Genomic DNA, 24,008 nt, shown 5'->3' with positions numbered 1-24,008 from the left:
AAGAAGCGAACTCTCTCCACGGTCACCTGCGCAGGCCGTCCGCGTCTGCGGATCCTTCGGCCACCGAACGCTCCTCGCGGAGCACACGGCGGCAACCAGCGGTCTTTGGCTACCGTGCGAGAGTACGTGACGGGTCGGGCGGCGGGCAAATCAGCCGGGGAACGGCCCGCGCGGGCCTCAGCCCTGCGCCATCCCGCTCTCCAGCTGCTCGAGCAGCTCCATGAAGTCCACGACCGTCTCGGCGGGCGGGGCCTCGGCGGAGACGTCGGTGCCGTAGTCGCTGTACCTGACCTCGTACTCCACGGGGCCCGCGTCGGTGTCGAAGGACTGGTGGATCTGGACCGGGTAGTCGTTCTCGTCGACCCACACGTCGAGGTCGTAGCTCTCGATGCCCTGGGAGTTCATCGCCTCGACGAGCTGGTCGCGCTCCTCGTCGGTCAGCAGCGCCTCCGTGCCGCCGTCGCGCTCGATGGCGTCCTCGACGGAGATGGTGCCCTGGTAGCGCGTGGTCCCCACGCCGTCGAGCGTCTCCTCGCCGACCAGCTGGATCTCGGGCGCCTCAAGGAGCAACCCGAGCTGCTGCGCCGGGTCCTGGTTCGCCGAGTCGAGGCCGAACGACATCGAGTCGGCCACGGCCGGGTCGCCCGTCTCCTCGGCCAGGGACATGAGGTCCATGGCCATCCAGCCGCGCCCGTCGAACTCCGCCGCGAACTCCTGGCCCATGTGCATGTACATCACGCCATCGACCCAGACGACATCGACCTCCTGGGGCACGGACGGGTCGGCCGCGAGCGCCTCGCCCGTCATGGTGAGGTCCATGGCCAGCTCGGGGTCCCACGACATGGCGCCCGACATCTCGACGTCGCCGCCCGCCTGGGCGGGGCTGCTCATCGTGGCCTCGAAACGGGCCGAGGTGACCTCGCGCGTCGTCTCGGCCGCCGCGGAGACCGCCTCGAAGGGCGATCCGGCCGAGCGGCCCCCGCCGTTCCCGGAGCTGCCGTCCGTCGTCTCCTCGGAGTCGCCGCACGCCGCCGTGCCCGCGAGCAGGGCGGCCGTCGCGAAGCCGAGCGCGACCTTCCGTGTGGGACGCATGTCTCCCGGTCCTTTCGTGGTCCGTCAACGCCTGTGTCGATCTCGTTTCACGCTAACTCGACCCTCTGACAACGAAAATGCCCGCCCCCGCTCTGTAACAGAACGGGGACGGGCGCGACATCTCCGGCTCAGGCGACGGCTTCCTCCGCCAGGAGGTCACGGGTGCGGTTGGTGTCGACCGGCACGCCGGGGCCCATCGTGGTGGTGATGGTCGCCTTCTTGAGGTAACGCCCCTTGGCCGCGGACGGCTTGAGCCTGAGGATCTCCTCGAGCGCGGCGGCGTAGTTCTCCACCAGCTTGCTCTCGTCGAACGAGACGCGGCCGATGACGAAGTGGAGGTTCGCGTGCTTGTCCACGCGGAACTCGATCTTGCCGCCCTTGATGTCCGTGACGGCCTTGGCCACATCGGGGGTGACGGTGCCGGTCTTGGGGTTCGGCATGAGACCCCTGGGGCCCAGCACGCGGCCGAGGCGGCCGACCTTGCCCATCAGGTCGGGGGTGGCCACGACGGCGTCGAAGTCGAGGCGCCCACCGGCCACCTCGTCGATCAGCTCGTCGGAGCCGACGATGTCGGCCCCCGCGGCCTCCGCCGCCGCGGCACGGTCACCGGTCGCGAAGACCAGGACCCGGGCGGTCTTGCCGGTGCCGTGCGGGAGGTTGACGGTGCCGCGGACCATCTGGTCGGCCTTGCGCGGGTCGACACCCAGGCGCATGGCGACCTCGACGGTCGCGTCGAACTTGGTGATCGAGGTGTCCTTGGCGAGGCGAACGGCCTCGAGCGGTGCGTAGACGCGGGTCCTGTCGACCTTGGCGTCCGCGCCGCGGAGGTTCTTGCTGCGCTTCACTGCTGCTCCTACGGGCGTTGACGGGGGAGTCGTGGTCCGGGCCAGCGCGGGCCCTGCCACGGTGGGCTTGCGGTGCGCCGACTCGCGCGTCGCGCGTCAGCCCTCGACGGTGACGCCCATGGAACGGGCGGTACCGGCGATGATCTTCTCGGCGGCGTCCAGGTCGTTGGCGTTGAGGTCGGGCATCTTGGTCGTGGCGATCTCCCGGACCTGGGCGCGCGTGATCTTGGCGACCTTGGTCTTGTGGGGCTCGCCCGAGCCCTTCTCCACGCCCGCGGCCTTGAGGATCATCTTCGCGGCGGGCGGGGTCTTGGTGATGAAGGTGAAGGAACGGTCCTCGTAGACCGTGATCTCCACCGGGATGACCCAGCCGCGCTGCGACTCGGTCGCGGCGTTGTAGGCCTTGCAGAACTCCATGATGTTCACGCCGTGCTGGCCCAGCGCCGGACCGACAGGCGGCGCGGGGTTGGCCGCTCCGGCCTGGATCTGGAGCTTGATCAGCCCTGTGACTTTCTTCCTCGGCGGCATGCGCTCGCCCTCCGGGTCCTTCTGTGGGTTGGGTGTGCGCCGAACGCGGGGGGCCTGTGCCGTGCCCGCCCGCGGGCATACCGCACTACGGTAATGGCTGACCTCACCCGGCCCAAATCCGAGCCGGGTGATGACGCGATCCCGCGGTCGGCGGGGCCGGGGTCGGCCTAGTTCTTCTGGATCTGGTCGAAGCTCAGCTCGACCGGGGTCTCGCGGCCGAAGATCTCGACCAGGCCCTTGACCTTCTTCGAGTCGGCGTTGATCTCGTTGATCGTCGCCTGGAGGGTCGCGAACGGGCCGTCGGTGACCGTGACCGAGTCGCCGACCTCGAAGTCGAGCACCTGGACCTCGACCTTGCGGCCGCCCGCCTGGCCGCCGCCCTCGGCCGCGGCCTCCGCGGCCTTCTGCTCGGCCTCGGGGGCCAGCATCTTGACGATTTCGTCGAGGGTCAGGGGGTAGGGGTCGTAGGCGTTGCCGACGAAGCCGGTGACGCCGGGGGTGTTGCGCACGACGCCCCAGGACTCGTTCGTCAGGTCCATCCGCACCAGGACGTAACTGGGCAGTTTGTTCTGCTTGATGGTGCGGCGGTCGCCGTTCTTGATCTGGACGACCTCCTCCTGCGGCACCTCGACCTGGAAGATGTAGTCCTCGACGTTCAACGAGACGGCGCGCTGCTCAAGATTCGTCTTGACGCGGTTCTCGTAACCGGCGTAGGTGTGCACGACGTACCACTCGCCGGGGAGGACGCGCAGCTCCTCGCGGAGCTGGGCGATCGGGTCGACCGGCTCGGGCTCCGGCTGCTGCTCCGGCTCCTCAGCCGCCGCCTGGGCCTGATCGACGTCGGTGGCGTCCGCGGTGTCGACCGCCGCCTCCGCGGTATCGCGGGCGGTCTCCTCCTCGCCCTCGGCGTCGGGCGCGGCGTGGTAAGGATTCGGGTCAGACACGGTAGCTGCTACTTCCTGACATTCGGGAGAGGGGAGCGAATCAGCCGAAGACGTACTCGACGGCCCGGCTCATTCCCCAGTCAAGCACGGTCAGGATCAGGATGACGACGACGACGAAGACGATCACCGCCGTCGTGTACGTGGACAGCTGGCGCCGCGACGGCCAGACGACCTTGCGCAGCTCCGCGATCACCTGGCGGTAGAACAGCGCGAGACGGCCGAAGCGGCCCCTCTTGGCGCGCCTGCCCCGGCGGCCGGTGCTGCCCTCGCCCCGGGGCTCTCGGGGCTCTGGCGTCTCCACGGAGTCCGTGATCCCAGCCACTCGTCCTCACCTGATCCCGGTCATGGTCATAAGCCGCCCGGCCACCCGGACGGCTGTTCATTTTGTGTAGCAGGGCCGGAGGGACTTGAACCCCCAACCGCTGGTTTTGGAGACCAGTGCTCTACCAATTGAGCTACGACCCTTTGCCGCGTGGTGCCCGACAACGTACCGCATCAGAGGCGCCACCGGTGAGGAGTGTACGTGGTGAATCACCAATCGTCGAACGGCTCATGGGTCCACCGCCCGCGACGTCCCGGCAACCCGGGTGCCATGTCAGGGGGCGGTCTGGGACGATGCCCCCATGAGTGCCGTTTCCCCTTCCTCCGCAGCCTCCTCCCCCGTCCCACCCTCAGCATCCCCCGCAGGGCGCCGGGTCTCCGCCCGGGTCGGGGCGATCTCGGAGTCCGCGACGCTCGCGGTGGACGCCAAGGCGAAGGCCCTCAAGGCCGCCGGGCGGCCCGTGATCGGCTTCGGCGCGGGGGAGCCCGACTTCCCCACGCCCGGCTACATCGTGGAGGCCGCGGCGGCCGCGTGCCACAACAGCCGCTTCCACCGCTACACCCCGCCCGGCGGGCTCCCCGAGCTGAAGGAGGCGGTGGCCACCAAGACGCTGCGCGACTCCGGGCTGCGGGTCGAGCCGTCGCAGGTGCTGATCACCAACGGCGGGAAGCAGGCGATCTACGAGGCGTTCGCCGCGCTGCTCGACCCGGGCGACGAGGTCATCGTTCCCGCCCCCTACTGGACCACCTACCCCGAGTCGATCCGGCTGGCTGGCGGCGTCCCCGTCGAGGTGGTCACGGACGAGACCAGCGGCTATCTGGCGTCCGTCGCGCAGCTTGAGGCGGCGCGGACCGAGCGGACGAAGGTGCTGCTCTTCGTCTCCCCTTCGAACCCCACGGGCGCGGTCTACTCCCGTGAGCAGACCGAGGAGATCGGCCGCTGGGCGCTCGAGCACGGCCTGTGGGTGCTGACCGACGAGATCTACGAGCACCTGGTGTACGGCGCGGCGAAGGCCACGTCGCTCCCGGTGTCGGTGCCCGAGCTGGCCGACCGCTGCCTCGTGGTGAACGGCGTCGCCAAGACCTACGCGATGACCGGCTGGCGCGTGGGCTGGCTGCTCGGCCCTGGCGACGTGGTCAAGGCCGCGACAAACCTCCAGTCGCACGCGACGTCCAACGTCAGCAACGTCGCGCAGGCCGCCGCCCTGGCCGCCGTCTCGGGCGACCTGACGGCGGTGTCGGCGATGCGGGAGGCGTTCGACCGGCGGCGCGGGACGATCGTGCGGATGCTCAACGAGATCGAAGGCGTCGAGTGCCCCGAGCCGTCGGGCGCGTTCTACGCCTACCCGTCGGTCAAGGGCCTGCTGGGCCGCGACATCCGCGGGCGGCGCCCCGCGACGAGCCTGGAGCTTGCCGGGGTGCTGCTCGATGAGGCCGAGGTCGCGGTGGTGCCGGGCGAGGCGTTCGGCACGCCGGGGTATCTGCGGCTGTCCTACGCGCTCGGCGACGACGACCTCGTCGAGGGCGTCTCGCGGTTGCAGAAGCTGCTGGGCTGAGGCGGTCGCCAGGGGCCGTCACTGAGGCGGTTGTTCGGCGGGCAACACGTCCGGGTCATGCGACTACCAGCGATCTGCCGGGATGCGGCAAGATCTTGGGATGGCTCGTGTTGGTCCCGGACGTGATGTCCGTTCGCTCCCCAAGGCGCATCTGCATCTGCACTTCACCGGCTCGATGCGGCCCGGCACGCTGATCGAGCTGGCGGACAAGTACGGCGTTCACCTGCCCGAGGCGCTGAGCGGCGCGCGGCCGCCGCGGCTGCGGGCCACGGACGAGCGCGGCTGGTTCCGCTTCCAGCGGCTCTACGACATCGCGCGCTCGTGCCTGCGGCGGCCCGAGGACATCCAGCGGCTGGTGCGCGAGGCGGCCGAGGAGGATCTGCGGGACGGGTCGCGCTGGCTGGAGATCCAGGTGGACCCGACGTCGTACGCGCCGCGCCTCGGCGGGCTCTCCCCCGCGCTCGAGATCATCCTCGACGCCGTGGAGACGACGTCGCGCGAGACCGGGCTCGGGATGCGGCTGCTGGTCGCGGCGAACCGGATCAAGCACCCCCTGGAGGCCAGGACGCTGGCGCGGCTCGCGGTGCGCTACCGGGACAGGGGGATCGTGGGGTTCGGCCTGTCCAACGACGAACGCCGGGGCTTTGCACGGGACTTCGACCGCGCGTTCGCGATCGCGCGGGAGGGCGGGCTGCTCGCGGCTCCGCACGGGGGCGAGCTCTCGGGGCCGCGCAGCGTGCGGGACTGCCTCGACGACCTGCGGGCGAGCCGGATCGGGCACGGGGTGCGGGCGGCGGAGGACCCGCGGCTGCTGGAGCGGCTGGCCGAGGCGCGCGTGACGTGCGAGGTGTGCCCGGCGTCGAACGTCGCGCTCGGCGTGTATCCGACGCTGGCCGACGTGCCGCTGCGGACGCTGTTCGGGGCGGGCGTGCCGATGGCCCTGGGGGCCGACGACCCGCTGCTCTTCGGCTCGCGCCTCGCGGCGCAGTACGAGATCGCGCGCGAGCACCACGCCTTCACGGACGCCGAACTGGCCGACCTGGCCCGCCAGTCGGTCCGCGCCTCGGCGGCTCCTGAGGATGTGCGGGACAAGATCCTGGTGGAGATCGACGAGTGGCTGGCGCTTTAGGCTTTTGGCGGGGGCTGGGTGGGGGCCGCTCAGGGCTGAACGTCCTCCCGTTCGCCGCGCGCACGTTGAGCTCAGGTGGCGGGGCGGTGCTTATCCCCCGCTTACGCGGGGTCGGGGTATCTTCTGACACGGGGCGCGTTCTGTTCACTACACACCGTGCCCCGCGCGGGGGAAGCGCGCAGCGTCAGAGTGATGTGCCGACCAGGACCGGCTCGTTGACCAGGGTCACGCCGAACGTCGCGCGGACGCCGTCGCGGACCTCGCGGGCCAGGGCGAGCAGGTCGGCGGTGCGGGCGGTGCCGCGGTTGGTGAGGGCGAGGGTGTGCTTGCCCGAGATGCGGGCCGGGCCCGTTCCATAGCCCTTGGTGAACCCGGCGCGTTCGATCAGCCAGGCCGCCGACGTCTTGGTGAGGCCGTCCTCGGCCGGGTAGGCGGGCGCGGCGACATCGGGGCCGAGGCGGTCGGCGACGCGGTCGAGGAAGGCGGCGAACTGGGCCTCGTCGAGCAGGGGGTTGGTGAAGAACGAGCCAGCGGACCACGTGTCGTGGTCCTCGGGGTCGAGGACCATGCCCTTGCCGGTGCGCAGCTTGACGACCGCGTCGCGGGCCTCAGCCGCGGGAACGCGGTCGCCCGGCTCGACGCCGAGCAGCCGGGCGGCCTCGGCGTAGCGGATGGGGGCGGAGAGCCCTCCGGCGTCCTCGAGCGCGAACCGGACGCGCAGCACGACGAAACGGTCGGGGTCGGCCTTGAACCTGCTGTGCCGGTAGGCGAATCCGCACGCGGCGGCGGGGAGGGTGACCGTTGCGCGGCTGAGGCGGTCGTAGGCGACGACCTCGGTGAGGACGCTTGAGACCTCCTGGCCGTAGGCGCCGACGTTCTGCACGGGGGTGGCGCCCGCGGATCCCGGGATCCCGGCCAGGCACTCGATCCCGGCGAGCCCGGCCTCGACGGCGCGGCCGACGGCGGCCGACCAGTCCTCGCCAGCGGCCAGTTCGAGGCGGGTGCCGTCGAGTGCGAAGCCGGTGGTGGCGATGCGCAGGGCGGTGCCGGGGAAGCCGCTGTCGGCGATGACCAGGTTGCTGCCGCCGCCGATGAGGAGGAGCGGCGTGCCGCTCGCGTCCGCCTCGGCGACGGCGGCGACGACCTCGTCGTCGGTGGTGGCGGTGATCAGGCGTGCGGCGGCCCCGCCGAGCCGGAGGGTGGTCAGCGGGGCGAGCGGCGCGTTACGGGTCTCGTGCACGGTCCTCAGGGTAAGGGGGACGCCCCCCGCCCGCCCCTCCACCGCGGGCGGGGGGCGCCGGTCATGCGGTCATGGTGACCGGGGTGCGCGGGGGCTCCTTGGCGAGGGGTCCATCGGGCGCGGGGCCGGGGCGGCGGGCGTTGGCGGTGAACAGGATCGCCACCGTCGCCGCGACCAGGGCCGCGGCGCCGAGCCACAGCGCGGGGACGAGCCCGTCGGTGAAGCGCCGCGGGGTCTCGTAGCCGCCCTGGGAGGCGAAGACGGAGGCCAGGACCGCGACGCCGAGGGCGCCGCCGACCTCGCGGAGGGCGTTGTTCACGCCGGAGGCTATGCCCTCCTCCTCGGGGGAGACGGAGCCCATGACCATGGCACCGGTCGGCGCGAAGAACATCGCCATGCCGATGCCGCAGATCACGAACGCGGGCACCTGGCTCGCATAGCTCACGTCGGGCTCGGCGAGCACCGCGAACCAGCCGAGGCCCGCGGCCATCAGCGCCAGGCCCGTGGCCACGATGGGCCGCCCGCCGACGCGGTCGCTCAGCGCTCCGGCGAGCGGGGCGACGAGCATGGGCATCGCGGTCCACGGCAGCATGCGCAGGCCCGCCTCCATGGGCGAGTAGCCCTGGATCAGCTGGAGGAACTGCGTCAGCAGGAAGATCGAGCCGAACATCCCGAGGAACATCAGCAGGCTGGCGACGTTGATCGCGGTGAACGTCCTCGACCTGAAGAAGCGCATCGGGAGCATCGGGTGCGGCGTGCGCAGCTCCCACAGCACGAACGCCACGAGCAGCACCGCGCCCACGGCGAACCCGGCGAGCACGGGGCCCGAGGTCCAGCCGTGCTCGTGGCCGCGGACGATCGAGAGAACGATCCCGAAGAGGCCGCCGCTGGCGAGGACCGCGCCGATCAGGTCGAGGCGGTTGTTGGGGCCGTGGCTCTCGGCGAGGCGGGTGTAGACGAGCGGCAGGACGGCGAGGCCGATGGGGATGTTCAGCCAGAAGATCCACTGCCAGGTCAGGTGTTCGGTGATGGCGCCGCCGACGAGCGGGCCGCTGGCGATGGCGAGGCCGTTGACCGCGCCCCAGATGCCGAACGCGGCGCCGCGGCGGGCGGCGGGCACGGCCGCGGAGATCAGGGTGAGGCTCAGCGGCAGCAGGATCGCCGCACCGGTGCCCTGGGCGGCGCGCGCGGCGATCAGCGCGCCGGGCGAACCGGCGAGCGCGGCGGCCGCCGACGAGACGGTGAAGAGCGCGACGCCGATGCCGAAGATGCGGCGGCGGCCGAAGCGGTCGCCAAGCGCCGCACCGAGCAGCAGGAGGCAGGCGAACGGGAGCGTGTAGCCGTTGACGATCCACTCGAGGTCGGCCAGGTCGCCGCCGAGGTCGTCGCGGATGACGGGCAGGGCGGTGGTGACCACGAGGTTGTCAAGGGACGCCATGAACGTGGCGGCACTCGTGACCAGCAGGGTCCAGACGACCAGGGCGCGATGGGCCTTGGGCTGCGCGGGCGGTTCGTTGTCGGACATGTCCCCCTCCGGAGAACGGCGTTGGCGGCCGGACGACCGCGCCAGGTAGTGATCGGTCAATAACTTTTGGGTACACACGGGTGCACCGTGCGTGACGAGATCAGGGAGCCGGTGGGCGCTCAGGCGTCGTGCATGCCGGGGCAGATGTTCCAGACCCGGTGCTCCGGTGGGAAGCCCATCGCCACCAGGACGTTGATCAGCATGCCCACGCTGAAGAACGTGCCGATCAGCTCGTCGTCGGCGCCCAGGTGCATGCGCGCGGAGTCGTACAGCTCGAGCCACGCGGCCCTGATCCGCTCGCCGAACTCCGCGTCCCCCGACGCCTCGGCGATCTGCACCGCCACATACATCTGGAGCTGGAACAGCAGGCCGTCGCGGTCCTCGACCAGATCCAGATAGGCGTCGGCCATCGCCTCCTTGACCTCGAGGATCTCGGACAGGTCGACCTTCCGCGCCGCCTCGTCGAAAACGCGGCGGATGTCCTGCGTGCACCGCTCCGCGGCGGCCAGGAAGATCTCGCGCTTGTCGGGGAAGAGGCGGAACAGATACGGCTGGGAGACCCCCACACGGCGGGCGATGGCAGCCGTCGATGTCCCCGCGTACCCTCCACGGGCGAACTCGACGATGGCGGCCCGCACCACGCTCTCGCGCCGCTCCTCGGCCGACATCCGGCTGCTCTCCTTGGCCATGAGGAGTAAGTTAGTGCTCGATCACTAACTTGGTCAACCCTGCGGGCGGCTTGCGACGGCGACCGCATGGGGCACGGTGTGTGTTGAACAAAACGTGCCGCGTTTCAGAAGAGACCGCGACCCCGCGTAAGCGGGACATAAAGCCCGGTGTGCCCGCTGAACGACGCGCTCCCCGGCCCCGGACCGGCCCGCTCCATAAGCTCAACGGACGCCAGGAATGAAAACGCCACATGCGGCCAGGGCAGGCCCGAAGGGTGCGCGCCACCGCAACCGACCACCGGCCAGGCGGCCGCCCACAAGGGACGCGGCCGCGCCCGTTCGGCGAACGGCCCCAGCCAGCAACGAAATAGCCCGGTGACCGAGACGGCCGCACGCCCGACGCCCCCTCCCCCGTAGGTGCCCTCAGTAACCCGCACCCGCCATGAACCCGTCCGCCCGGCCGACGGCGAACGGGAGGACGTCAAGACCGTAGCCGCCCCACCCAGGCCAGCGCGGCGACTCACGCCAGGCGAACGACCGCCCGCGCCATGCCGAGGACCTTCTGGCCCGCGCTCCGCGCCGTCAGGTCGACGCGGACCGTGCGGGCCTCGTCGTCCAGCTTGGCGGCCACCGTTCCGGTGACCTCGATGAGCGCGCCCGTCTCGTCGTTCGGCACGACGACCGGCTTGGTGAAGCGGACCCCGTACTCCACGACCGCCGCGGGGTCGCCCGCCCAGTCGGTCACCACGCGCGCGGCCTCGGCCATCGTGAACATGCCGTGCGCGATGACGTCGGGCAGGCCGACCTCGCGGGCGAACTTCTCGTTCCAGTGGATGGGGTTGAAGTCCCCCGAGGCCCCGGCATAGCGCACGAGCGTCTCCCGGGTGACGGGGAACGCCGCCCCCGGCAGCTCGGTGCCGGGCTCGACGTCCGCGTAGGCGACCGCGGCGGTCATGACGCCTCCTTCTTGCGCGACACCAGCTTGGTGAACGCGGTCACGACGTGCTCGCCGGCCTCGTCGTGCACGTCGCCGCGCACGTCGATGACCTCGTTCCCTGCCATGGAGCGCACCGACTCGATCGTGGAGGTCACGGTGAGGCGGTCGCCCGCGCGCACGGGGCGTGAATAGGCGAACCTCTGGTCGCCGTGCACCACCCGCGTGTAGTCGAGGCCGAGCGCCGGGTCGCGCACCACCTGGTGCGCGGCGTGGTAGGTGATCGAGAAGACAAACGTCGGGGGCGCGATCACATCGGGGTGGCCCAGCTGCTTGGCCGCCTCGGGGTCGGTGTACGCCGGGTGGGAGTCCCCGATGGCCTCGGCGAACTCGCGGATCTTCTCGCGCCCGACCTCATAGGGCGGCGTGGGCGGGTAACTCCGCCCGGCGAAGGACTGGTCCAGGGCCATCGATGACTTCCTCGTCGGGTCCGGAGGCGCCGGAAGGCCGCCCCCCATGGAGAAGGAGCGGCCTTGAGGCGATGCGATGTGGAGTGGAGGGGCGCGTCAGCGCGTTTCGCGGTGGGCCGTGTGGGCGTTGCAGCGCGGGCAGTGCTTCTTCATCTCCAGGCGGTCCGGGTCATTGCGCCGGTTCTTCCTGGTGATGTAGTTCCGCTCCTTGCACTCCACGCAGGCCAGCGTGATCTTCGGGCGGACGTCTGTGGCAGCCACGTGAGTGCTCCTTGACGGATGAACGGGTGAAACGGGATCGAACGCGATCGAACACGTACGAGAGTAGCCGATCGGAGGACCGACCTCGCAACCGGCTACTGTGCGTAGCGGCGACCGGACTTGAACCGGTGACATAACGATTATGAGCCGTTTGCTCTACCGACTGAGCTACGCCGCCATGAGATGAGCGACCCCGCGTCGCGAACGGGAGGTCTCACACCTCAGAGCCCCAAAACGGAATCGAACCGTTGACCTTCTCCTTACCATGGAGACGCTCTGCCGACTGAGCTATTGGGGCGAGCGCTCAAGAGATTACACGCTGAGGCGGCCAAGGCGAAATCCGATTTGGGCGGAGGCGACCGACCGCGCCGGAGGGCCGGGGGCGCCCGTCGGGCCACACCGGTATGACTATTCTCTCCCTCCCCACGCCCACCTGGCACGAGCCTTACGCTCCTTCCGATGCCAGAGCGTCTCGTACTCAGCGGACCCCGGCTCGCCGACGGCCGGACCGTCGACGTCCGGCTGTACGGCGGCCGGATCGAGGCCGTCGGCACCCCAGGAAGCCTCGCCGTGCGCGGCGCCGCGCACGGCGAGGGAACGCGGGTCGACCTCGCGGGCCATCTGCTGCTCCCCGCCCCCGCCGAGCCGCACGCCCACCACGACACCGCGCTGACCGGCGTCGCGGCGGGCCCGCCGCCCGACACCCCCGACGAGCTGCGCCGCAGGATCACCGAGGCCGCGCTCGTCCAGCTGGGGCACGGGGCGACCGCCCAGCGCAGCCACATCAGGATCGGCGACACGCGCGGACTCGCCGACCTCGAGGGGGCGCTCGCCACCCGGCGCGCCCTGCGCGGGCTCGCCGAGCTGACCACGGTGGCGATGCCGCGCCTGCTCACCGGTCGCGCGGGCGCGGACAACCGCGCGCTGTTGCGCGACGCGCTGAAGATGGGCGCGGGCGCGCTGGGTGGTTGTCCTGATCTGGACCCCGATCCGGCCGGTTATCTCGAGATCCTGCTCTCCCTGGCCGACGAGCACGGCTGCCCGATCGATCTGCACACCGAGGCCGACGACCCCGCGCGGCTCGCGCGGCTGGCCTCCGCCGTGGCGGCGTGCCGCTCGGGCGTCGCCATCGGCCCCTGCACGGGCCTGTCCCGGCTGCCCGCCCCGCTCGCGGCCCGTTGCGCCGAACGGCTCGCCGCCGCCGGGGTCACGGTGATCTGCCTGCCGCAGGGCGGCTGCGGCCCGGCCCACAGGGCGCGCGAGAGCACGCCCGTGCGGCTGCTGACCGCGGCGGGGGTCGCGGTGGCGGCGGGCGGGGGCGCGCTGCGGGACGCGGCCAACCCGGTGGGGCGCGGCGATCCGCTGGAGGCGGCGTTCCTGCTGGCCTCGCGCGGGGCGTGCGAGGCGCCCGAGGCGTACGGCGCCATCAGCGGGCGCGCGCGGCGCGCGCTCGGGCTGCCCGAGGTGCGGATCGAGGCGGGCTTCCCCGCCGAGCTGCTGGCGCTGCGCGGCGAGACGGTCGCGGGCGTGCTGTCGCAGGCGTACAGCAGGCTCGTGATCCACCGCGGGCGGATCGTGGCCAGGACCAGCGCGGTGCGCGAGTACTGCGGCTCGCCCGCCGACGGCGGGCTCGAGCTGCCGCGCCAGGCCACCGGCTGAGCCCCCCACCCAGGCACAACGCCCCACCCCGCGCACAACGCCCCCCAACCGCCGCCCCACGAAAGGCAGTCGAGACAATGGCGTCAGCCCTCCCCGTTCCCCTCCGCAGGGCGGCTGGCCCCGCCGCCGCCGCGGCGCTGGTCCTGCCCCTCGCCCTGGTGCCTGGCGCGCCCGCGGCCGGGGCGGTCGCCGGGCCCGAGCAGCAGGTGCTGTTCTCGGCCGCGGACGACGACGGCTACGCCTGCTTCCGCATCCCGGCGATCGTGCGCACCACGGACGACACCCTGCTGGCGTTCGCCGAGGGGCGCCGCGAGCACTGCGGCGACGCGGGCGACATCGACATCGTGCTCCGGCGCTCCGACGACGACGGGCGCACCTGGGGCCCGGTCGAGCTGGTCGACGAGGGCGGCGGCGAGACCCATGGGAACCCCGCGCCGATGGTCGACGCCGAGACGGGTCGCATCCTGCTTGCCAGCACGCGCAACGCCGACGCGGGCACGGGGAACTGCCCCGCGCCGTGCGAGCGCGTGCCGTTCCTCTCGGTGAGCGACGACGACGGCGTCACCTGGTCGAAGCCGCGCGACCTGGGCGCCGAGCTGCGCCCCGACGGCTGGAACTCCTGGTACGCGACGGGGCCGCTGCACGGCGTCCAGCTGGCATCGAAGCCGTACGAGGGCCGCCTGGTCTTCAGCGTCAACGCCGAGAGCTGGGCGGACGGCAGGATCACCGAGAACCACGCGGCCCTGGCCCTGAGCGACGACGGGGGCGCGACGTGGCGGCTCGGCGCCGTGGACAGCTGGCCGATCGCGGCCGACGGCACCTATCGGCAGCGGCCCTCCGAGATGGCCGTCGCCGAACTGGGCGACGGCTCGGTCTATGTCAACACCCGCGAGCAGGACGGCACCGACCTCGGCCACCGCGACCACGCGGTCAGCAGGGACGGCGGCGAGAGCTTCGAGGCGCCGTTCGAGGCGATCCCCGACCTGTACACGCCACAGGTGCAGGGCTCGCTGCTGCGGCTGCGCGGGACGGAGGACGACGGCTACGACCGGCTGCTGCTCGCCGCGCCCGCCGATCCCGACCGGCGGCGCACGATGATGATCCGCTCCTCGTGGGACGAGGGCCGCACCTGGGATGCCACGGACCGGGGCGCGGTGCTGACGACCGACTGGGCGGGCTACTCGGACATGGCCGAGACGGCGGACGGCGCGGTGGCGCTGCTCTACGAGGCGGGCGCGGTGGACGCGCGGGACGAGATCCGTTTCGCGCGGGTGTCCGAGGAGTGGCTTGGCCCCCGGCGCGCGCCCGACCCCGTGACCCCGGACGGCGCGCCTGGCGCTCCCCCCGCGCCGGTGCTGGGGGGCGCGGCGCCCGTGGCGGGGCGGTTCGGGAACGGGCTGGCGTTCGACGGGGTGGACACGGCGGTGCGGCTGCCGTTCAGGACCTCGCTGCCGCTGGGCGACGACGACTTCACGGTGAGCCTGTGGTTCAGGTACGAGGCGGGGAGCGGGGAGCACCCGTTCCTGTGGATGGGCGGGGTCGGGGACGCGCCCCAGGTGTGGGTGCGCGGGGAGCCGGAGCGCGGCCGGGTCCGCGCGCTGCTGACCGCGGTGGAGGGCGGGAACGCGCCCGCGAACGCCGAGGTGGTGACGGAGGGCGCGTTCAACGACGGGGCGTGGCACCATCTCGCGCTGACCCGCTCGGGCGGGCTGCTCTCGCTCGCGGTGGACGGCGGCGCGGCGGTGACGGCGCCCGATGTGCCGGGGACGGTGAGCCGCTCGTCGACCTTCGGCGTCCACCTGGGCCAGCGCCCTGACAACGCCCTGCGCCTGGTCGGCGCGCTCGACGAGGCGCGCGTGTGGCGCCGGGCCCTGGCGCCCGATGAGCTGACGGCCCTTCGGGAGTCCAACGCGACCCCGCCCGGGACCGATGACGCCGCGGTGCTGCGGCTGCCGCTCGACGCGGTGGATGAGCCGTAGCGGCCCTGGGGCGTACGGTCGGGGCATGCGCACAGTCATCGCTGGAGGACATGGCAAGATCGCCCGCCGCCTTGAGAGGCTGCTGGCGAGCCGGGGCGACCAGGTCGCCGGGCTGATCAGGAACGAGGACCACGCGGGGGACCTGCTGGACGCCGGGGCCGAGCCGATCGTGTGCGACCTGGAGTCGGCGGGCGCCGAGGAGGTGGCCCGCCATCTCGCGGGGGCGGACGCGGCGGTCTTCGCGGCCGGGGCGGGGCCCGGCAGCGGGGCGGCGCGCAAGGACACGGTGGACCGGGGCGCCGCGGTGCTGTTCGCGGACGCGGCCGAACGGGTCGGCGTGCGGCGGCTGATCGTCGTCTCGGCGATGGGCGTGGACGACGAGCCACCGCCCGGCACGGACCCGGTGTTCGCGGCGTATCTGCGGGCCAAGGGCGCGGCGGACGCCGACGTCAGGTCGCGCTCTGGCCTGTACTGGACGGTCCTGCGGCCAGGGCGGCTGACCGACGACCCGGGCACGGGCACGGTGCTGCTCGCTCAGAGCGCGCCGCGCGGGGCGGTGACGAGGGACGATGTGGCGGCGGTGCTGGTGGCGTTGCTCGACCACCCGGCGACGGCCGGGCTCACGCTCGACCTGGTGGGCGGCCCCACGCCGATCGACGAGGCCGTGGCGGCGGTGCTGGCCTGAGGGGGCGCCGGGTGCGTCAAGGCGCCTTGTCGGGTGGGGGGTTCGCTCGTATCGTCCCCGGAGGTGGGACGTCCCATCTCCTGCCCACCGCCACCCCCACAGCGAAGGGACCATCGGCGCCATGAAGTCCTCGATCCCGGCCCTGCGCGTGCTCGTCGTGACGACGACCGCCGTGCTCGGCGTGCTGGCCACCTCCGTGGTGGCCCTGGCTGACCCAGGGCCCGACGGCGAGCGGGAGGGGGCGCGCGACAGGCCGTCGTGCGACTCCTCGGTGCCGTTCGTCTCGGGCACCGAAGGCTATGACACCTTCCGCATCCCCGCCGTGGTGACCACGGCGGACGGCGCGCTGCTCGCGTTCGCCGAGGGCCGGGTCGGGGGCGCGGGGGACACCGGCAACATCGATGTGGTCGCCCGGCGTTCGGAGGACGGCGGGTGCACATGGGGCGCGTTGCTTCTGGTGGCGGGCGGCGAGGGGGACACCAGGGGCAACCCCGCCCCCGTCGTGGACCCGGCCACGGGCCGCGTGGTGCTGCTGACGTCGTTCAACAGCGGCGAGGTGACCGAGGCGCAGATCATGCGCGGTGAGGTCACGCCCGAGCAGAGCCGCCGGGTGTTCGTGCAGACGAGCGACGACCACGGGCGGACGTTCGGGCCGCCGCGCGAGATCACCGAGGATGCCAAGCTGCCGCACTGGCGCTGGTACGCCACGGGTCCCGGGCACGCCGTCGCGCTCACGCGCGGGGAGCACGCGGGCCGCCTCGTCGTCCCGGCGAACCACTCGGCCGCCCCGCCCGACGGGTCATCCGACACCGGACAGGAGGCCAGGTACTACGGCTCGCACGCGCTGTTGAGCGACGACGGCGGCGCGACGTGGCGGATCGGCTACGTCGACGACGACTACGAGGGCGTCAACAACTCCAACGAGTCCATCGCCGCCGAACTCCCGGACGGGCGGCTCTACTTCAACGTCCGCGACCAGAACGGCACCAGCGCGGGCAACCGCCTCGACTCCCATTCGAGCGACGGGGGCGAGACGCTCGACCGGGAGTTCGCGGTGCAGCCGACGCTCTCGGATGTGCCGGTCGTCCAGGCGACCGTGCTCCAACTCGAGGGGCGCCACGCGCCGTTGCTGTTCGCCGGGCCCTCGGTGCCGACGCGCAGGGCGGCGCTCGCGGTGTGGCGCAGCGACGACGCGGGGCAGACGTTCGCGCGCGTGGAGACGCTGTCCGAGCAGCCCGCCGCGTACTCCGACCTGGTGCAGATCGATCGGCGCACGGTCGGGGTGCTCTATGAGACGGGCGTCACAGGACCGTACGAGACCATCGAGTTCCGTCGCCTGACCGGTTTCTAGCTCGGTCTGGTCGAACGACGGCCGCCGGGGGTGCTCACAGCAGCCCGGCGGCCGTCAGGTGTTCCGCGATCAGGGCCGTCTCCTCGTCGGTCAGCGGCGTCTGCGGCTCGGCGAGGGTCGCGTGGTCGATGACCCCGCGCAGCCGCAGCGCCGCCTTGAACGCCCCGACCCCCGCCGCGCCCCTGCCCATCCGCTCGGGCGAGCCGACGCCCACGATGGCGAACAGCGCGGCCAGCCGCTCCTGTTCGGCGCGGGCCGCGGCCCAGTCGCCCGCGACGGCGGCCCGGTGGACGCGGAGATAGCCCGCGGGGTCCACGTTGCCGAGCCCGGGGACCGCGCCGTCGGCGCCGATCAGCATCGCGGTGTCGACCAGCACTTCGGAGCCGGTAAGCACGCTGAAGCCGGGGGCGCGCCCCCGCACCACCTCGCGCAGCGCGCCCTCGTCGCCGCTCGAGTCCTTGAGCCCCGCGAGCACCCCGTCGGCCGCGAGGCGCAGCACGACGTCGGTGGGCAGCTTGGTGCCCACCGACGTGGGCAGGTCGTAGGCCACCACGGGAACGCCCGCGGCCTCGGCGATCAGCCGGTAGTGCCGTTCGATCTCGGCGGGGTGGGTGCGGGTGTAGAACGGCGCGGTGGCCACGATCGCGTCCGCGCCCGCCGCGACGGCCGCGCGCGCATGGTCGATGACGCGCGGCGTGGTCATGTCGATCGCCCCGGCGAGCACGGGCAGCGCGCCGCCCACGCGGGCGGCCACGGCCTCGGTCACCGCGCGGCGCGCGCGGTCGGTCAGGAACGCGGCCTCGGACGAGGAGCCCAGGACGAACAGGCCGTCCACGCCCGCCCCCGTGAGGTGGTCGACGAGCCGGAGCAGCGAGCCGGTGTCGAGCTCGCCGTCCGGGGTGAACGGGGTGCAGACGGGGGGGATGACGCCGGTGAGCCCGAGCGGGACGCTCATGGCAGCCGCTCCGTCACGGCCGCCTCGGGCGCGTCGGCCGCGCCGCGGGTGGCCTGGGCGACGAGGTCGCGCGTCGACTCGTTCTCGCCCACGGGGTGATGACAGCGGAATCGGTGCATATCGCCAGTCTTCCCGCCGTTCGCGGCGAAGCCGGGCATCGACTCGGCGCACACCTGGTCGGCCTTCCAGCACCGGGTGCGGAACGGGCAGCCGCTGGGCGGGCGCACGGCCGACGGCACGGGCCCGGCCAGCGGGATGGGGTCGATGGGGTCGAGAAGCCCGGGGGTCGCGGAGAACAGCGCGCGGGTGTACGGGTGCCGCGCGTGCGCCGTGACGCGTGCCGCGGGGGTCTCCTCGACGATCCTGCCGAGGTACATGGTGACGACGCGGTCGCTCATGCGGCGCACGGTCTGGATGTCGTGCGACACGAAGACCAGGGCGAGGCCGAGGCGTTCCTTGAGGTCGAGGAGGAGGTTGAGGATCTGGGCGCGCACGGAGACGTCGAGCGCGCTCGTCGGCTCGTCCGCGACGACGAGCTCGGGTTCGAGGGCGAGCGCGTGGGCGATGGCAACGCGTTGGCGCTGGCCCCCGGAGAGCTGCCCCGGCAGGGCGTCGGCCAGCTGCCGGGGCAGGCCGACCAGGCCCATCAACGCGCCGACGCGCTCCTCGCGTTGGGCCGGGGTGCCGACGCGGTGCACATCGAGGGGGTCGCGCAGGACGCGGCGGATCGGCAGCCTGCGGTTGAGCGCGGTCGAGGGGTCCTGGAAGACCATCCCGACATGGGCGCCGATCGTGCGGCGGCGCTCGTCCGCGGGCATGGCCCACAGGTCGCGGCCCCGGTAGGAGACCGTGCCCCGGGTGGGGCGTTCGACCCCGACGAGGACGCGGGCCAGGGTGGACTTGCCGCAGCCCGACTCACCGACGACGCCGACCGTCTCGCGCGGGGCGATGTCCAGGTCGGCGCCGGTCAGCGCGTGGACCCTGTCGGGGCGGAAGAGGCCGCCGGTGCGGGCGTGGTAGACCATGTGCGCGTCGCTGACGCTCATCAGGGGCGTCGTGGGGGTCATCGGGCGGCCTCGCTCTCTACGCCGTCGTTCTCCGCGCCGCCGTCCTCGGCGCCGTCGTTCTCCGCGACGCCGTCCTCGGCGACGCCGTCCTCCGCGCCGCCGTCCTCCGCGCCGCCGTCCTCGGCGACGGCGGCCGGGTGGTGGCACGCGACCGTGTGCAGGCGCCCTGGGGCGCGGGCCTCGGGGAGGGGCGTCGCGCACACCTCGGTGGCCATGGGGCAGCGGTCGCCGAAGCGGCAGCCCTCGGGGAAGTCGGCCGGGGAGGGCACCACGCCCCTGATCTGGGTGAGCCGTTCGGCGGCGGACTCCAGGGAGAGCACCGAGCCGAGCAGGCCGCGGGTGTAGTGGTGCGCGGGGTGCTCGACGAGGTCGGCGGTGACGCCCTCCTCGACGAGCTGCCCGCCGTACATCACGACCACCCGGTCGGTGACGTCGGCGACGAGCGCCAGGTCGTGGGAGACCAGGATCAGCGCGAAGCCGAGATCGGCGCGCAGCCGCAGCAGCAGCTCGATGACCTGCGCCTGCACGGTGACATCGAGCGCCGTGGTGGGCTCGTCGGCCACGATGAGGCGGGGGTCGCGGGAGAGCGCCATCGCGATCAGCACGCGCTGCCGCTGGCCGCCCGAGAGCTCGTGGGGGTAGGCGCGCAAGGTGCGTTCGGGGTCGAGGCCGACGAGCGCGAGCAGCTCGGCGGGTGTCATGCCGCCGCCGCGCCGCACGAGCTGCTTCAGCTGGGCGCGGATGGGCATCGCGGGGTTGAGCGAGGAGAGCGCGTCCTGGTAGACCATCGCCATCTCGTGGCCGAGGAGGGGGCGGCGGGCGCGCGGCGAGAGCCCGTTGAGCTCGCGCCCGTCGAAGCGCACGCTGCCGCCGACGCGGGCCGTGCGCGGCTGGAGGCCCATCACGGTCAACGCGGTCAGCGACTTGCCGCAACCCGACTCGCCGACCAGGCCGAGGACTTCGCCGGGGTGGACGTCGAAGCTGACGCCGTCCACGACGTCCCGGCCGCCATGGGCGCCCGCGAAGCCGATGGTGAGGTCGCGCACGGACAGGATCGGCTCGCCGACAGCCGGGGGGCGGGCGCGTTCGCGCAGGCGGTGGGCGGCCTCGGCGAGCCCGGGCAACGCCAGGGGCGCGCGCGGGCGTTGACCCTCGCGTTCAGGCTCGCCGACGGCCTGCTCGGGCAGCGCGGGAACGTCGCGCGCGGGCGCGTCGGGGGCCTTCAGGGCGCGGGGCGCGGCCCAGGCGTCGGAGACGCCCTCGGCGAGGATGTTGAGCGACAGGACGGTGGCCAGCATCAGCAGCCCGGGGAAGACGGTGGCCCACCAGCCGCCGAGCAGCACCATGTTCTTGCCCTCGGCGATGACGCTGCCCCACGAGGGCTCGGGCGGCCGCACGCCCGCGCCGATGAACGAGAGCGACGCCTCGAGCACGATCGCGTCGGCCACCATCACCGTGCAGAACACCAGGATCGGCGCGGCGCAGTTGATGGCCACGTGACGGATCAGGATGTGCGGGGTGCGGGCGCCGATGACGCGCTCGGCGGTGACATAGTCCTCGCCGTACTGGGCCATGACGTTGGCGCGCACGACGCGCGCGATCGGCGGCGTGTAGAGGAACGCGATGGCGCAGATCAGCACCGGGATGCCGCCGCCGAAGACGGAGATCAGCACGGCGGCGAGCGCGATGCCGGGGAAGGCCATCACGATGTCGAGCGCGCGCATCAGCGTCTCGTCCACCGCCTTGCGCGACGTGGCGGCGATCGCGCCGATGACCGCGCCCGCGGCGAGCGCGAGCAGCGTGGCGCCGAGGCCGATGGCCAGCGACCAGCGGGCGCCGTGCATCAGGCGGCTGAGGATGTCGCGGCCGAGGCTGTCCTGGCCCATCCAGTGCTCGCCCGACGGGCCGTCCGCCGCGGCGTCCTGCGCGTACGGGTCGTGCGGGGCGACGAGCGGCGCGAGGAGCGCGGTGAGCACGATGACGGCGATGAGCGCGAGCGCCGCGCGGGTCAGGAGCGGGAGCCGGGTGAACCACGCGAAGGGCCTCATGGGGCGCTCCTCAGCCGGGGGTTGACCAGGAGGTAGAGGATGTCGATCACCAGGTTGACGACGACGAACCCCGCGGCCGTGGTGAGGACGACGCCCTGGACGACGGCCGGGTCGCCGTTGCGCACGGCGTCGATCATCAGCTTGCCCATGCCGGGCAGCGAGAAGATCGTCTCGATCACGACCGCGCCGCCGAGCAGATAGCCCACGCGCAGGCCGAGCACGGTCAGGGGGTTGATGAGGGCGTTGCGCAGGACGTTCCGCCCGACCACGACGACCGGCGGCAGGCCGCCGCCGATCGCGGTGCGGACGTAGTCGCGGTCCAGCTCCTCGACCACCGCCGTGCGGACGATGCGGGTGAGCTGCGCGGCGACCGGCAGGGAGAGCGCGAGCGCGGGCAGCGTCATCGTCTCGAGCCAGCCGGTGAACGAGTCGGCGGGGTTGGTGTAGCCGCCCGTGGGGAACCAGCCCCACTCGACGCCGAGGTACTGGATCATCAGGAGCGCGAGCCAGAAGCTGGGCGCGGCCACGCCGGTCAGCGACACGACGCGGATGATCTGGTCGAGCGCCCTGTCGCGGTGGATCGCCGCGGTGACGCCGAGCACGAGGGAGAGCACGACGGCGATCCCCAGGCCGAGGAAGGTGAGTTGAAGGGTGAGCGGCAACGCCGTGCTCACCTGGTCGATCACCGGGGCGCGGGTCAGCACGCTGATGCCGAGGTCGCCGGTGAGCAGGTCGCCCACGAAGTCGAGATAGCGCACGGGCAGCGGGTCGAGGAGGCCGTTCTCCTCGCGGAAGCGGTGCAGCTGCTCCTCGGTGGGGTTGGCGCCCTGGAAGTAGGCGGAGGCCGGGTCCATGTCGGAGAACCGCATGACCAGGAAGACGAACAGGACGATGCCGAGCGCCAGCGGGATCAGCAGGAGGACGCGCCGCAGCAGCATCCGGGCGACGACGATCACGACGAGGCGGGCCTTGCCTGGAGCACGTTGATGCCGGGGTACGCCTGGGCGCGCACCCCGGTGATCCTGGCGGGGTCCCACGCGGTCAGCAGCTCGGTGTGCACGACCGGGTAGAGCACGGCCTGCTCGGCGACGATGTCCAGGTACTCCTGGGTGAGTTCGAGCTTGCGCCCAGGGTCGGGTTCGGCGCTCGCCTCGTCCATGCGCGCGAACAGGTCGGCGGCGGCGGCGCTCCCGCCCCAGCGCGCGTATCCCATCCACAGCCCGTCGGCGGTGTAGTTGTAGCGCAGGATCAGGTCGGCGTCGAGGCCGAACTGGTTGGGGTTGGAGACGGCGGCGACGACCTGGTAGTCCTGGTTCTGGTCCATCTTGGTGAAGAGGGCCGAGGTCTCCTGCGGCTCAAGGGTCGTCGAGACGCCGATCGCGTCCCATGACTCCTTGATGGTCGGCAGGCAGTCCACGAGCCAGCTGACGTTCACCGCCATCAGGGTGACGCTCAGGTCGGTGACGCCCGCCTCGGCAAGCAGCTGCCTGGCGTGGTCGGGGTCGTGGGCGTAGACGGTGCTCGCGGGGCGGTGCGAGGGGTTGCCCTCGTCGAGGAACGACGTGGCGGGGAGGCCGTAGCCGCGCAGGCCGACCTCGATCAGCTGGTCGATGTCGATCGCGTACAGCAGGGCCCGCCGGACGCGGACGTCGTCGAACGGGGGGTTGCCCGTGTTGAACATGAGGAAGGCATGATTCATGCCCGCGGCCCCCCGCACCTCAAGGCCGTCGCCGCGCAGCTGCTCGACGTTGGCGTAGGGGATGTTCTCGGCGATCTGGGCCTCGGCGCTGTCGCCCGAGACGCGGGCGACGCGGGGGGCGGCGTCCACGACGCTCAGCCAGTTCATGCGGGGGAACGCGGGCGGGCGGGGGCCGTTGTAGCCGTCGAACGCCTCGAACGCCGTGTTGGACTTGGGCTGGTGCGAGGCCAGCCGGTAGGGGCCGGAGCCCACGACGAGGCCGCCGGTGGCCTCGTCCCACGCGCCGTCCTCGCCGAAGACGTGCCGCGGCATGATCTTGGCGATGCCCAGGCGCTTGGCGGCGTCGGGGAACGCGTAGTGGAAGCGCAGCTCGACGGTCCTGTCGTCGACCCGGGCGACCTCGCGCAGCCAGGTGTGGAAGAACGACCTGGTGAGCACCATGGCCTCGGGGTCGAGGACCCGCTCGAACGTGAAGACCACGTCATCCGCGGTCACCGGCTGGCCGTCGTGCCAGGTCGCGCCATCGCGCAGGGTGAAGCTCCACGTGGTGGCGGTGGTGTCGGCGGGGAGCGCGGTGGCGAGCGCGGGGTAGGGCTCGCGGGTGATCGGGTCGGTGTCGAGCAGGCCCTCGTAGAGGTGCTGGATCGCCGCCATGGAGAACGCGGACGCGGTCTGGGTCGGGTCCCAGCTCTGGTCGTTGCCATAGCCGATGACGGCGGTCAGCTCGTCGAGCCCGTCACCTCCCGCTCCGCTGTCGTTGGTCGACGCGGGGCCCGAGCAGGCCCCCACGGTGGCGGTGATCGCCCCCGCGGCGCCGAGGGCGCCGGTGAACTTGAGAAAGGCCCTGCGGTCGAGACTGCGGCTCACGTCGCCTCCAGCGGCTCCTCGGGAGGTCCTACGTTCTACGTCCTACCCCCGAACGTAGGAGGGCCTCGCGAGAGAGGTCAAGACCTGTGCGTCCACCGTCAACGGACCAGACATCCCATGTCCCACCTCCGGTGGCAGAATGTGAACTCGGGGTCAGGAGTTGGTGCTCATCCGTCCGGGGGCGA

At 72.5% G+C, this 24,008-nt stretch carries 22 protein-coding genes and 3 tRNA genes; 6 read left to right on the top strand and 19 right to left on the bottom strand.

What is annotated here, in order from left to right:
* Window positions 1-177: 177 nt before the first annotated feature.
* From DEH69_RS25955 to DEH69_RS25930, 6 genes are all read right to left on the bottom strand, one after another.
* Window positions 178-1,092 (bottom strand): hypothetical protein, encoded by a 915-nt coding sequence (locus DEH69_RS25955; RefSeq protein WP_113689418.1) that lies wholly within the window; start codon window positions 1,090-1,092, stop codon window positions 178-180.
* A 128-nt stretch (window positions 1,093-1,220) separates the two neighbouring features.
* Window positions 1,221-1,937, bottom strand: coding sequence for a 50S ribosomal protein L1 (gene rplA, locus DEH69_RS25950; protein WP_113689417.1), 717 nt, complete (start codon window positions 1,935-1,937; stop codon window positions 1,221-1,223).
* 96 nt (window positions 1,938-2,033) lie between these two features.
* Window positions 2,034-2,465, bottom strand: a complete 432-nt coding sequence (gene rplK / locus DEH69_RS25945) for a 50S ribosomal protein L11 (RefSeq protein ID WP_113689416.1) — start codon at window positions 2,463-2,465, stop codon at window positions 2,034-2,036.
* A 167-nt stretch (window positions 2,466-2,632) separates the two neighbouring features.
* Window positions 2,633-3,409: a transcription termination/antitermination protein NusG gene (gene nusG / locus DEH69_RS25940; RefSeq protein ID WP_113689415.1), complete on the bottom strand. Its 777-nt coding sequence runs from the start codon at window positions 3,407-3,409 to the stop codon at window positions 2,633-2,635.
* A gap of 40 nt (window positions 3,410-3,449) precedes the next feature.
* Complete coding sequence (gene secE / locus DEH69_RS25935) at window positions 3,450-3,722, bottom strand: preprotein translocase subunit SecE (protein ID WP_113689492.1); 273 nt, start codon at window positions 3,720-3,722, stop codon at window positions 3,450-3,452.
* Window positions 3,723-3,801: 79 nt separating this feature from the next.
* Window positions 3,802-3,874 (bottom strand) — tRNA-Trp (locus DEH69_RS25930).
* Between the two features lie 158 nt (window positions 3,875-4,032).
* Here DEH69_RS25930 and DEH69_RS25925 point away from each other — a divergent pair.
* The gene (locus DEH69_RS25925; RefSeq protein WP_113689414.1) at window positions 4,033-5,286 is read left to right on the top strand and encodes a pyridoxal phosphate-dependent aminotransferase; all 1,254 of its coding nucleotides are present in this window, start codon (window positions 4,033-4,035) and stop codon (window positions 5,284-5,286) included.
* 82 nt (window positions 5,287-5,368) lie between these two features.
* A complete protein-coding gene (locus DEH69_RS25920) occupies window positions 5,369-6,415 on the top strand; it encodes an adenosine deaminase (RefSeq protein ID WP_113689413.1) in 1,047 nt (348 codons plus the stop codon).
* A gap of 184 nt (window positions 6,416-6,599) precedes the next feature.
* Here the strand turns inward: DEH69_RS25920 and DEH69_RS25915 are convergent, their stop codons facing one another.
* The 8 genes from DEH69_RS25915 to DEH69_RS25880 all read right to left on the bottom strand — a co-directional run bounded on the left by DEH69_RS25915 (window position 6,600) and on the right by DEH69_RS25880 (window position 11,811).
* Entirely contained in the window at window positions 6,600-7,655 is a 1,056-nt protein-coding gene (locus DEH69_RS25915; RefSeq protein ID WP_113689412.1) for a UDP-N-acetylmuramate dehydrogenase, read from the bottom strand.
* Window positions 7,656-7,716: 61 nt separating this feature from the next.
* Window positions 7,717-9,180, bottom strand: a complete 1,464-nt coding sequence (locus tag DEH69_RS25910) for a DHA2 family efflux MFS transporter permease subunit (protein ID WP_113689411.1) — start codon at window positions 9,178-9,180, stop codon at window positions 7,717-7,719.
* Window positions 9,181-9,299: 119 nt separating this feature from the next.
* A complete protein-coding gene (locus tag DEH69_RS25905) occupies window positions 9,300-9,869 on the bottom strand; it encodes a TetR/AcrR family transcriptional regulator (protein WP_258534963.1) in 570 nt (189 codons plus the stop codon).
* Between the two features lie 499 nt (window positions 9,870-10,368).
* Window positions 10,369-10,803 (bottom strand): MaoC family dehydratase, encoded by a 435-nt coding sequence (locus tag DEH69_RS25900; protein WP_113689409.1) that lies wholly within the window; start codon window positions 10,801-10,803, stop codon window positions 10,369-10,371.
* A complete protein-coding gene (locus DEH69_RS25895) occupies window positions 10,800-11,252 on the bottom strand; it encodes a MaoC family dehydratase N-terminal domain-containing protein (RefSeq protein ID WP_113689408.1) in 453 nt (150 codons plus the stop codon). The genes DEH69_RS25900 and DEH69_RS25895 overlap by 4 nt, the downstream gene beginning before the upstream one ends.
* A gap of 96 nt (window positions 11,253-11,348) precedes the next feature.
* Complete coding sequence (gene rpmG / locus DEH69_RS25890) at window positions 11,349-11,513, bottom strand: 50S ribosomal protein L33 (protein ID WP_077059582.1); 165 nt, start codon at window positions 11,511-11,513, stop codon at window positions 11,349-11,351.
* A gap of 105 nt (window positions 11,514-11,618) precedes the next feature.
* A tRNA-Met gene (locus tag DEH69_RS25885) sits at window positions 11,619-11,691 on the bottom strand.
* 47 nt (window positions 11,692-11,738) lie between these two features.
* Window positions 11,739-11,811, bottom strand: a tRNA-Thr gene (locus DEH69_RS25880).
* Window positions 11,812-11,972: 161 nt separating this feature from the next.
* Here DEH69_RS25880 and DEH69_RS25875 point away from each other — a divergent pair.
* The 4 genes from DEH69_RS25875 to DEH69_RS25860 all read left to right on the top strand — a co-directional run bounded on the left by DEH69_RS25875 (window position 11,973) and on the right by DEH69_RS25860 (window position 17,187).
* Entirely contained in the window at window positions 11,973-13,172 is a 1,200-nt protein-coding gene (locus tag DEH69_RS25875; RefSeq protein ID WP_113689407.1) for an amidohydrolase family protein, read from the top strand.
* A 77-nt stretch (window positions 13,173-13,249) separates the two neighbouring features.
* Entirely contained in the window at window positions 13,250-15,151 is a 1,902-nt protein-coding gene (locus DEH69_RS25870) for a sialidase family protein (RefSeq protein WP_113689406.1), read from the top strand.
* A 25-nt stretch (window positions 15,152-15,176) separates the two neighbouring features.
* A complete protein-coding gene (locus DEH69_RS25865) occupies window positions 15,177-15,836 on the top strand; it encodes an NAD(P)H-binding protein (RefSeq protein WP_113689405.1) in 660 nt (219 codons plus the stop codon).
* A gap of 121 nt (window positions 15,837-15,957) precedes the next feature.
* Window positions 15,958-17,187, top strand: coding sequence for an exo-alpha-sialidase (locus tag DEH69_RS25860; RefSeq protein WP_113689404.1), 1,230 nt, complete (start codon window positions 15,958-15,960; stop codon window positions 17,185-17,187).
* A gap of 34 nt (window positions 17,188-17,221) precedes the next feature.
* Here the strand turns inward: DEH69_RS25860 and DEH69_RS25855 are convergent, their stop codons facing one another.
* The 5 genes from DEH69_RS25855 to DEH69_RS25835 are packed head-to-tail and all read right to left on the bottom strand — an operon-like array spanning window position 17,222 to window position 23,823.
* Window positions 17,222-18,142, bottom strand: coding sequence for a dihydrodipicolinate synthase family protein (locus DEH69_RS25855; protein WP_113689403.1), 921 nt, complete (start codon window positions 18,140-18,142; stop codon window positions 17,222-17,224).
* Complete coding sequence (locus DEH69_RS25850) at window positions 18,139-19,188, bottom strand: ABC transporter ATP-binding protein (protein ID WP_181727609.1); 1,050 nt, start codon at window positions 19,186-19,188, stop codon at window positions 18,139-18,141. Before DEH69_RS25850 ends, DEH69_RS25855 begins: the two co-directional genes overlap by 4 nt.
* A 17-nt stretch (window positions 19,189-19,205) precedes the next feature.
* Window positions 19,206-21,257, bottom strand: coding sequence for a dipeptide/oligopeptide/nickel ABC transporter permease/ATP-binding protein (locus tag DEH69_RS25845; protein WP_113689401.1), 2,052 nt, complete (start codon window positions 21,255-21,257; stop codon window positions 19,206-19,208).
* Entirely contained in the window at window positions 21,254-22,213 is a 960-nt protein-coding gene (locus tag DEH69_RS25840; protein ID WP_113689400.1) for an ABC transporter permease, read from the bottom strand. The genes DEH69_RS25845 and DEH69_RS25840 overlap by 4 nt, the downstream gene beginning before the upstream one ends.
* Complete coding sequence (locus tag DEH69_RS25835; protein WP_113689399.1) at window positions 22,210-23,823, bottom strand: ABC transporter substrate-binding protein; 1,614 nt, start codon at window positions 23,821-23,823, stop codon at window positions 22,210-22,212. Before DEH69_RS25835 ends, DEH69_RS25840 begins: the two co-directional genes overlap by 4 nt.
* Between the last annotated feature and the right edge of the window lie 185 nt (window positions 23,824-24,008).

The sequence above is a fragment of the Streptomyces sp. PT12 genome (assembly GCF_003311645.1).
GTDB lineage: Bacteria > Actinomycetota > Actinomycetes > Streptomycetales > Streptomycetaceae > Streptomyces.
The sequence above is the reverse complement of the archived record's forward strand: the minus strand, read 5'-3'. Positions and strand labels throughout refer to the sequence as shown.

Bases quoted from the DNA above. Each gene is read 5' to 3' on its own strand.
- DEH69_RS25855 (WP_113689403.1), bottom strand. From the start codon at position 18,142: ATGAGCGTCCCGCTCGGGCTCACCGGCGTCATCCCCCCCGTCTGCACC.
- DEH69_RS25955 (WP_113689418.1), bottom strand. From the start codon at position 1,092: ATGCGTCCCACACGGAAGGTCGCGCTCGGCTTCGCGACGGCCGCCCTG.
- DEH69_RS25900 (WP_113689409.1), bottom strand. From the start codon at position 10,803: ATGACCGCCGCGGTCGCCTACGCGGACGTCGAGCCCGGCACCGAGCTG.
- DEH69_RS25925 (WP_113689414.1), top strand. From the start codon at position 4,033: ATGAGTGCCGTTTCCCCTTCCTCCGCAGCCTCCTCCCCCGTCCCACCC.
- DEH69_RS25920 (WP_113689413.1), top strand. From the start codon at position 5,369: ATGCGGCAAGATCTTGGGATGGCTCGTGTTGGTCCCGGACGTGATGTC.
- DEH69_RS25860 (WP_113689404.1), top strand. From the start codon at position 15,958: ATGAAGTCCTCGATCCCGGCCCTGCGCGTGCTCGTCGTGACGACGACC.
- DEH69_RS25850 (WP_181727609.1), bottom strand. From the start codon at position 19,188: ATGAGCGTCAGCGACGCGCACATGGTCTACCACGCCCGCACCGGCGGC.
- DEH69_RS25875 (WP_113689407.1), top strand. From the start codon at position 11,973: ATGCCAGAGCGTCTCGTACTCAGCGGACCCCGGCTCGCCGACGGCCGG.
- DEH69_RS25845 (WP_113689401.1), bottom strand. From the start codon at position 21,257: ATGAGGCCCTTCGCGTGGTTCACCCGGCTCCCGCTCCTGACCCGCGCG.
- DEH69_RS25865 (WP_113689405.1), top strand. From the start codon at position 15,177: ATGCGCACAGTCATCGCTGGAGGACATGGCAAGATCGCCCGCCGCCTT.
- DEH69_RS25870 (WP_113689406.1), top strand. From the start codon at position 13,250: ATGGCGTCAGCCCTCCCCGTTCCCCTCCGCAGGGCGGCTGGCCCCGCC.
- rplK (WP_113689416.1), bottom strand. From the start codon at position 2,465: ATGCCGCCGAGGAAGAAAGTCACAGGGCTGATCAAGCTCCAGATCCAG.
- DEH69_RS25905 (WP_258534963.1), bottom strand. From the start codon at position 9,869: ATGGCCAAGGAGAGCAGCCGGATGTCGGCCGAGGAGCGGCGCGAGAGC.
- DEH69_RS25895 (WP_113689408.1), bottom strand. From the start codon at position 11,252: ATGGCCCTGGACCAGTCCTTCGCCGGGCGGAGTTACCCGCCCACGCCG.
- DEH69_RS25910 (WP_113689411.1), bottom strand. From the start codon at position 9,180: ATGTCCGACAACGAACCGCCCGCGCAGCCCAAGGCCCATCGCGCCCTG.